We start from the raw sequence: 8,691 nt of genomic DNA on the forward strand, positions 1-8,691 counted from the left end.
GCCTTCTTAATTCTTAGGCTAAAAAGAACTGTTCCAGATCGTCGCTGCCGCCGATGTGGCGTCCGCCAATAAAGACCTGAGGAACGGTCGCACGGCCGGTTACAGCGCGCAGGCTGACGGTGGTGGCATCCTGGCCCAGCACGATTTCTTCGTACTGAATACCGCGATCCAACAGCATCTGCTTGGCTTTAGCGCAGAACGGGCAGCCCGGCTTGGTGAACAGGGACACGGACTCCTGCACCTTAAATTCCGGTGCCAGATAGCGCAGCATGGTGTCGGCATCAGACACTTCAAACGGGTCGCCCGGCTTGTTTGGTTCAACAAACATTTTCTCTACCACGCCGTTACGAACCAGCATGGAGTAGCGCCATGAGCGCGGGCCAAAGCCCAGATCCGCTTTCTCGACCAGCATTTCCATGCCGCGAGTGAAATCGCCGTTGCCATCCGGGATAAAGGTAATGTTGTTAGCGTGCTGATCGGCTTTCCACGCGTTCATAACGAAGGTGTCATTGACCGATACGCACAGAATATTGTCCACGCCGTGTTTTTTGAAAACGTCTGACAGCTCGTTATAGCGTGGCAGATGGCTCGATGAACAGGTTGGCGTAAACGCGCCTGGCAAAGAGAACACGATGACAGTTTTGTCTTTAAACAGCTCATCAGTCGTGACGTCTACCCAGCTGTCGCCCTGACGCGTATGAAAAGTGACCTGCGGGACTGACTTACCTTCCTGACTTGCAAACATAAACTACCTCTTGATTAGGGGTAAAAGTGACTCATCTCTCGAACGGGTGACATTATTATCATCCGGGCTTGATAGGGCTAATCGTTGATTGCTATTCTATCTATCGCCATGAACTATCGTGGCTCGGAGGAAAAGATGAATATTCGCGATCTTGAGTATCTGGTAGCGTTGGCTGAACATCGGCATTTCCGACGGGCAGCTGATTCCTGCCACGTCAGTCAACCTACGCTCAGCGGTCAGATCCGCAAGCTGGAAGATGAACTGGGCGTTATGCTGTTAGAACGCACCAGCCGTAAAGTGCTTTTCACTCAGGCTGGCCTGTTGCTGGTCGACCAGGCGCGCACCGTGCTGCGCGAGGTCAAGGTGCTGAAAGAGATGGCCAGCCAGCAGGGCGAGGCGATGTCCGGACCGCTGCATATCGGGCTGATCCCGACCGTGGGACCTTATCTGCTGCCGCAGATTATCCCGACGCTGCACAAAACCTTTCCCAAGCTGGAGATGTATCTGCACGAGGCGCAAACGCAGCAGCTGCTGGCGCAGCTGGACAGCGGCAAGCTCGACTGCGCGATCCTGGCCCTGGTGAAAGAGTCAGAAGCCTTTATCGAGGTGCCGCTGTTTGATGAGCCGATGAAGCTGGCGATCTATCAGGATCATCCGTGGCACGACCGCGATCGCGTACCGATGTCGGATCTGTCTGGCGAGAAGCTGCTGATGCTGGAAGACGGCCACTGCCTGCGCGATCAGGCAATGGGCTTTTGCTTTCAGGCCGGGGCAGACGAAGACACGCATTTCCGCGCCACCAGCCTGGAAACGCTGCGTAATATGGTGGCGGCAGGCAGCGGCATCACGCTGCTGCCCGCGCTGGCGGTGCCGAAAGAGCGCGTGCGCGACGGCGTTTGCTATCTGCCGTGCTACAAGCCGGAACCGCAGCGCACCATCGCGCTGGTGTACCGGCCAGGCTCGCCGCTGCGCGGCCGCTATGAGCAGCTGGCAGAGGCGATCCGCACCCATATGCAGGGCTATATGAACAGCGCGTTAAAACAGGCGGTTTAACCCGTTCAGCGCGGCCACGCGGTAGGCTTCGGCCATGGTGGGATAGTTAAAGGTGGTATTCACGAAGTATTCAATCGTGTTGCCGCCGTTTTTCTGCTCCATGATGGCCTGGCCGATATGAATGATCTCGGCAGCGCGTTCGCCAAAGCAGTGGATCCCCAGGATCTCTTTGGTTTCACGGTGGAAAAGGATCTTCAGGCTGCCAACGTTCATCCCCACAATCTGCGCGCGCGCCAGATGCTTAAACTGCGCCCGACCCACTTCGTAAGGCACCTTCATCGCCGTCAGCTGCTGCTCCGTTTTGCCCACCGAACTGATTTCCGGAATGGTATAAATACCGGTTGGGATATCCTCAATCAGGTGCGCGTTCGCTTCGCCTTTCATCAGCGCCTGAGCGGCAATGCGGCCCTGATCGTAAGCGGCAGAAGCCAGGCTTGGATAGCCGATCACATCGCCTACGGCATAAATATGCGGCTGGGCGGTCTGATACATGCTGTTGACCTTCAGCAGGCCACGGCCGTCCGCCTCCAGCCCGACGTTTTCCAGCCCCAGCGCATCGGTATTCCCGGTACGGCCGTTGGCGTACAGCAGGCAGTCGGCCTTCACTTTTTTGCCGGACTTCAGATGCATGATCACGCCGTCGCTGACGCCTTCGATTTTCTCGAACTCTTCGTTATGGCGGATAACCACGCCGCTGTTCCAGAAATGGTAGGAAAGCGAATCTGAGATTTCCTGATCGAGAAACGCCAGCAGATGATCGCGCGTGTTGATTAAATCAACTTTTACGTTCAGTCCACGGAAGATAGAAGCATATTCGCAGCCGATCACGCCCGCGCCATAAATAATCACGTGGCCAGGTTCATGATGCAGATTAAGAATGGAATCGCTGTCGTAAATGCGCGGATGGGTAAAGTCCACGTCTACCGGATGATAAGGACGCGAGCCGCAGGCGATAACAAATTTCTCAGCGGTCAGTCTTTCCACGCTGCCGTCGTGCGTAACGATTTCGATAGTGTTGGCGTCAACGAAACGGGCGTCACCCTGATACAGTTCGCAGCGGTTGCGCTCGTAAAAGCCCTGACGCATCCGCGTTTGCTGACTGATAACGTTTTCCGTATGGTTCAGAATGTCAGCAAAAGAAGAGCGCAGCAGGCGGGTGTGATCGCTGTAAAGCGGATTCTGGTTAAATTCGATAATGCGGCTGACGGCGTGGCGGAGTGCTTTTGATGGAATGGTTCCCCAATGGGTACAACCGCCGCCGATATTGTGATAACGCTCGATAACGGCAATGCGCGCGCCCTGTTTAACCAGGCCCATCGCCGCGCCTTCGCCGCCAGGACCGGAACCAATCACGATGGCGTCGTAATCATAAGACTGTTGCATACCAATACGTCCTATATTCTTATACAAATTTTCAACTTTATTCTAACATCTCGTGAGCGGGTTCCCAATTTTAACTGTTCAATTTGCCATTTATTGACAAAGCGGAAGGTTAACAGGCGTACACAAAGTTGATACCGCTGTACGCTGAAAAGTTTGATATAGTGCAAATCTGGCAGGCAAAACAGGCACAAACATGGGCGTCAGAGCGCAGCAAAAAGAACGGACACGGCGTTCGCTGATCGAAGCGGCATTCAGCCAACTGAGTGCCGAGCGGAGTTTTGCCAGCCTGAGCCTGCGGGAAGTCGCCAGGGAAGCGGGCATCGCGCCGACTTCCTTTTATCGTCATTTTCGCGATGTTGACGAGCTTGGGCTGACAATGGTGGATGAGAGCGGCCTGATGCTGCGCCAGCTGATGCGCCAGGCGCGTCAGCGTATCGCTAAAGGCGGCAGCGTTATCCGCACCTCGGTGTCCACATTTATGGAATTCATCGGCAATAATCCCAACGCTTTCCGCCTGCTGTTGCGTGAACGCTCCGGCACGTCGGCCGCGTTTCGCGCCGCGGTAGCCCGTGAAATCCAGCATTTTATCGCCGAGCTGGCGGACTATCTTGAAGTTGAAAATCGTATGCCGCGCAGCTTTACCGAAGCGCAGGCGGAGGCGATGGTTATTATTGTCTTTAACGCCGGGGCCGAGGCGCTGGATATCGACGTGGCGCAGCGACGCCAGCTGGAAGAGCGGCTGGTGTTGCAGCTACGGATGATCTCTAAAGGCGCTTACTACTGGTATCGACGCGAACAGGAGCGGCTGGCGGTGTCGCCAGGCGCCCATGATTAGGAGAGTGAGATGAGTTTAGCGACTGGCCGGGACAAGGGTACGCTGCTGCTGGCCTTTCTGACCGGGCTATCCATTAACGGCTCGTTTTCGGTGCTGTTCAGTTCGATAGTGCCGTTTTCCGTTTTCCCGCTTATCGCGCTGGGCCTTTCCGCCTGGTGCCTGCATCAGCGCTATCTTAACCGCGCGATGCCGGACGGCATGCCTTCTCTCGCCGCTGCGTTTTTCCTGCTCGGCATCCTGGTTTACAGCGCTATCGTCCGCGCGGAATATCCTGAAATCGGTTCTAACTTTGTGCAGACTATTTTGATGGTTGCGCTAATTTTCTGGATTGGCCTGAAGCTGCGGGCGCGCAGAGGCGGCTAACGCCCGACGGTGCAATAAAAAGAGCGATGCCTGGCATCGCTCTTTTGCGTTTAGCGCCGCGTCAGCAGAACGCCGCACTCCATATGATGGGTATAGGGGAACTGGTCAAACAGCGCCAGCCGTTCAACGTCATGGGTGGCGGAAAGCGTAGCCAGATTGTCGCACAGCGTCTGCGGGTTGCAGGAGATATAAAGGATGCGCGGGTAAGCCTGCACCATTTTTACCGTCTCTTCATCCAGCCCGCTACGCGGCGGATCGACAAAGATAGTCTCGCACTCGTAGCTGCTGAGATCGATGCCTTCCAGACGGTTAAACTGGCGCGTGCCGTTCATCGCCTGGGTAAACTCTTCTGCCGCCATGCGGATAATCTGCACGTTTTCAATATTGTTGACGGCAATATTGTACTGGGCGGAAGCGACCGACGGTTTGGCGATCTCCGTAGCCAGCACGCGACGGAAATTGCGTGCCAGCGCTAAAGAGAAGTTGCCGTTGCCGCAGTAGAGTTCCAGCAAATCGCCGCTGGCGTCTTTTGTCACGTCCAGCGCCCACTCCAGCATTTTAATGTTCATCGCCGCGTTCGGCTGGGTAAAGCTGTTCTCTACCTGACGATAGATCAGCTCTTTTCCGGCTACCGGTAAACGCTCGTCCACAAAATCCCGATCCAGGCAGATTTTGGTTTTAGTGGCGCGGCCAATCAGATGCAGATCGAAGCCTTCCGCACGCAGCTCGTCACGCAGCGCCGTGGCCGCCTGCTGCCATTCATCCGTCAGCGCGCGATGGTAAAGCATGGAAACCACAATCTGCTTGCTCAGCGTGGAGAGATAATCAATCTGGAACAGCTTATGGCGCAGCACCGGCTTATCGCGCACGGCGTCAATCAGGCGAGGCATCAGCTGATTGATCAGTTCACTGGCCGCCGGAAAGCTGTCGACGCGGATACGCTGGCGCGTCTGCTGGTCAAAAATAATATGGTAGAGGTCGTCGCCGTCGTGCCAGATCCGGAACTCAGCGCGCATACGGTAGTGGCTGACTGGCGAACGGAAAACTTCGACATCCTGTGCGGTAAAAGGAACCATCAGCGTTTGCAGACGGGCTACTTTCTCTTCCAGTTGGGCATCGTAGTGTTCGATCGGCAGCTGTTCGGGAGTCATGGTCATTCCTGGGTTAAGGGCCTTAAAAGCCCTGCGATTGTAGGCATCCGCCGCGTAATGTCCAGCGTTGTCCGGTGCTGGCATCGTTTGGATGCGCGGGCGTCTGGAATTCTGTATGGGTTAACCATAAAATGCGCTGCCGGCCTTTCAATAAGTTAAAAGGGAATCCAGTGCAAAGCTGGAGCTGACGCGCAGCGGTATGGAATGTCGTCGTGGGTGCCTGACACTGTCTTTGGATGGGAAGTCTGCACCGTTTCATGATTCCGAGCCCGAAGACCTGCCGGTGATTACGTCGCAACTCCTACGAGCGCGTTCTTTCTCGTATGCCTGCGGCATCTGCATGATCTACCGGATGCTCTGACACCATGATAACGAAACCGAAGCTGTTCGCCTTCAGCGCTACGGCACTTTCCCTCTGGGCGCAATATGGCTTTGCGCAGGATGCCGACAGCACGTTGGTCACCACCGCAAACCGTTTTGCACAACCCGTTTCCTCCGTGCTTGCGCCCACCACGGTCGTCACGCGCGAGGAGATAGATCGCTGGCAGTCGAAAAGCGTTGCCGATGTGATGCGTCGGCTGCCGGGCGTGGATATCGCGCGCAACGGTGGGCTGGGGCAGCAAACCTCGCTGTTTATTCGCGGCACCAACTCCAGCCACGTGCTGGTGCTGATTGACGGCATTCGCCTGAATCAGGCCGGCATCAGCGGCTCTTCCGACCTCAGCCAAATCCCGATCTCGCTGGTGCAGCGTATTGAATACGTGCGCGGCGCGCGCTCGGCCGTTTATGGCTCTGATGCGATTGGCGGCGTGGTTAACATTATTACCGGGCGGGAAAAACCGGGCACGACCTTAACGGCCGGAGTCGGTTCAAACGGCTATCAGGCTTATGACGGCGCCACGCAACAGATGCTGGGGGAAAACACGCGTGTGACCCTGGCGGGTAACTATACCTATACCAAAGGGTATGATGTGGTGGCGAACTATCCGGATGCTTCAGGCAACGAGCGGCAGAAAGATCGCGATGGCTTTATGAGCAAAACGCTTTACGGCGCGATTGAACAGCAGATCAATGACGAGTTCAGCGGTTTCGTGCGCGGCTACGGCTACGACAACCGCACGGCCTACGATGGCTACTCTACCTATGTTAAGCCGGATACCTATGTCGATACGCGTCAGCTTTACAGCCAGACGTGGGATGGCGGCCTGCGCTTCAATAACGGGCTTTACTCTTCTCAGCTTGTCGCCAGCTATAGCCACTCTAAAGATTACAACTACAGCCCAAGCCTGGGACGGTATGACGGATCCGCTACGTTAGACGACTCGCAGCAGTACAATCTGCAATGGGGCAATAACATTGTGGTAGGCAACGGCAGCGTTAGCGGCGGCGTCGACTGGCAGAAGCAAACCATCGAGCCCGGCACGGCCTACGTTACCGACAGCCACGAAGTAACAAATACCGGCCTTTATGCAACAGCCCAGCAGGCGTTCGGTTCACTGACGCTGGAAGGCGCGGTGCGCGGCGACGATCATGCCGAGTATGGCTGGCATAACACCTGGCAAACCAGCGGCGCATGGGAGTTCGCAGAAGGCTATCGCGTTATCGCCAGCTATGGAACGGCCTTTAAGGCGCCAACCATCGGCCAGCTTTACGGCTCCTTTGGCGGCAACAGCGATCTCGATCCGGAGCAAAGCAAGCAGTGGGAAGGGGGCTTCGAAGGCCTGACCGGCCCGGTTACCTGGCACGTGTCGGGCTATCGCAACGATATCGATAGTCTGATCGACTACAGCAACGTAACCAGCAGCTACTACAACGTGAATAAAGCCACGATTAAAGGCGTGGAAACCACGGCGTCGTTTGATACCGGCCCCGTCAGCCACACGCTTTCCTATGACTATACGGATGCGCGTAACGGTGAAACCAACGAAATCCTCTTGCGTCGCGCCAAACAGCAGGTGAAGTATCAGCTTGATTACACCCTGTATGCCTTCGACTGGTCGCTCAGCTATCAATATCTGGGCCAGCGCTACGATAAAGAGTATTCACAGGATGTCAGCGGCAAAATTGTGAAGCTTGGCGGCGTCAGCTTATGGGATCTCGCGGTTTCGTATCCGGTCACATCCCGGCTGACCGTTCGTGGTAGAATAGCCAACCTGTTTGATAAAGATTACGAGACAGTTTATGGCTATCAAACTCCAGGAAGGGAGTATTACCTCAGCGGCAGCTACACCTTCTAATCCGCGACCCACTGTGCTGGTGTTTGATTCCGGCGTCGGTGGGCTTTCCGTCTGCGAAGAGATCCGGCAGCTGCTGCCGGATCTGCACTATATCTACACCTTCGATAACGTCGCCTTCCCCTACGGTGAAAAAAGCGAAGCTTTTATTGTTGAACGCGTGCTTGAAATCGTGACCGCCGTTACGCGCCTGTATCCGCTGTCGCTGGTAGTTATCGCCTGCAACTCGGCCAGCACCGTTACGCTTCCCGCCCTGCGCGAACGTTTCAGTTTTCCTGTCGTCGGCGTGGTGCCGGCAATTAAACCTGCTGCGCGCTTAACGCGTAACGGCGTAGTCGGCCTGCTGGCGACGCGAGGGACGGTAAAGCGTCCTTATACCCATGAGCTGGTTAAGCGCTTCGCCGGTGAATGCAAAACGGAAATGCTGGGTTCCGCAGAGCTGGTGGAGCTGGCGGAAGCCAAGCTGCAGGGTAAAGAGGTGCCGCTGGAGCAGGTAAGACAGATCCTGCAACCCTGGCTGCGGATGAAAGAGCCGCCCGATACGGTGGTGCTCGGCTGCACGCACTTCCCTTTATTGGCGGATGAACTGCAACAGGTATTGCCTGAAGGGACGCGATTAATCGACTCCGGCGCGGCTATCGCGCGTCGCACCGTCTGGCTGCTGGAAAATGAGTCGCCAAAAGTCTTCTCCGAAGAAAGTAATCTGGCCTTTTGTCTGGCAATGACGGAGCAGGCAGTACAATTAATGCCCGTTTTACGGCGTTATGGCTTCGAAAAGCTCGAAAAACTGGCGCTTTAGCCCGGCTTTGCATAAAAAAACAACGGTCGGAAAATTTTTTAAAAATAGGGGTTGTCAGCCGTCAGAAACTCCCTATAATGCGCCTCCACTGACACGGAACAACGGCCTGACGGTCACCGGGTCAGAAG

At 55.7% G+C, this 8,691-nt stretch carries 8 protein-coding genes and 1 riboswitch; of the genes, 5 read left to right on the forward strand and 3 right to left on the reverse strand.

The window, feature by feature from the left end; genetic code table 11:
* Positions 1 to 13: 13 nt before the first annotated feature.
* Positions 14 to 745 (reverse strand): glutathione peroxidase, encoded by a 732-nt coding sequence (locus ACMGEE_RS19710; protein WP_125290556.1) that lies wholly within the window; start codon positions 743 to 745, stop codon positions 14 to 16.
* Positions 746 to 880: 135 nt separating this feature from the next.
* On the opposite strand from ACMGEE_RS19710, the gene oxyR reads away from it, so the two are divergent.
* Positions 881 to 1,798: a DNA-binding transcriptional regulator OxyR gene (gene oxyR / locus ACMGEE_RS19715; RefSeq protein WP_253457136.1), complete on the forward strand. Its 918-nt coding sequence runs from the start codon at positions 881 to 883 to the stop codon at positions 1,796 to 1,798.
* On the opposite strand, the gene sthA is transcribed toward oxyR, so the two are convergent.
* Complete coding sequence (gene sthA / locus ACMGEE_RS19720) at positions 1,781 to 3,181, reverse strand: Si-specific NAD(P)(+) transhydrogenase (RefSeq protein WP_253457139.1); 1,401 nt, start codon at positions 3,179 to 3,181, stop codon at positions 1,781 to 1,783. The genes oxyR and sthA overlap by 18 nt on opposite strands.
* A gap of 193 nt (positions 3,182 to 3,374) precedes the next feature.
* On the opposite strand from sthA, the gene fabR reads away from it, so the two are divergent.
* Both fabR and ACMGEE_RS19730 read left to right on the forward strand, forming a co-directional pair.
* Positions 3,375 to 4,016 (forward strand): HTH-type transcriptional repressor FabR, encoded by a 642-nt coding sequence (gene fabR, locus ACMGEE_RS19725; protein ID WP_253457141.1) that lies wholly within the window; start codon positions 3,375 to 3,377, stop codon positions 4,014 to 4,016.
* Between the two features lie 9 nt (positions 4,017 to 4,025).
* Positions 4,026 to 4,379, forward strand: a complete 354-nt coding sequence (locus ACMGEE_RS19730; protein ID WP_253457144.1) for a YijD family membrane protein — start codon at positions 4,026 to 4,028, stop codon at positions 4,377 to 4,379.
* Between the two features lie 50 nt (positions 4,380 to 4,429).
* Here ACMGEE_RS19730 and trmA read toward each other — a convergent pair whose 3' ends face one another.
* Entirely contained in the window at positions 4,430 to 5,530 is a 1,101-nt protein-coding gene (gene trmA / locus ACMGEE_RS19735) for a tRNA (uridine(54)-C5)-methyltransferase TrmA (protein WP_253457149.1), read from the reverse strand.
* Positions 5,531 to 5,656: 126 nt separating this feature from the next.
* Positions 5,657 to 5,829, forward strand: a riboswitch (cobalamin riboswitch).
* Between the two features lie 66 nt (positions 5,830 to 5,895).
* Here trmA and btuB point away from each other — a divergent pair.
* Both btuB and murI read left to right on the forward strand, forming a co-directional pair.
* Positions 5,896 to 7,767 carry a TonB-dependent vitamin B12 receptor BtuB gene (btuB, locus tag ACMGEE_RS19740; protein WP_436830529.1) on the forward strand — a complete coding sequence of 624 codons (1,872 nt, stop codon included), beginning with the start codon at positions 5,896 to 5,898 and terminating at the stop codon, positions 7,765 to 7,767.
* Positions 7,712 to 8,563: a glutamate racemase gene (gene murI / locus ACMGEE_RS19745; protein WP_125290550.1), complete on the forward strand. Its 852-nt coding sequence runs from the start codon at positions 7,712 to 7,714 to the stop codon at positions 8,561 to 8,563. Before btuB ends, murI begins: the two co-directional genes overlap by 56 nt.
* The last annotated feature ends 128 nt before the right edge of the window (positions 8,564 to 8,691 follow it).

The sequence above is a fragment of the Erwinia artemisiae genome (assembly GCF_051400835.1).
Classification (GTDB): domain Bacteria; phylum Pseudomonadota; class Gammaproteobacteria; order Enterobacterales; family Enterobacteriaceae; genus Erwinia; species Erwinia aeris.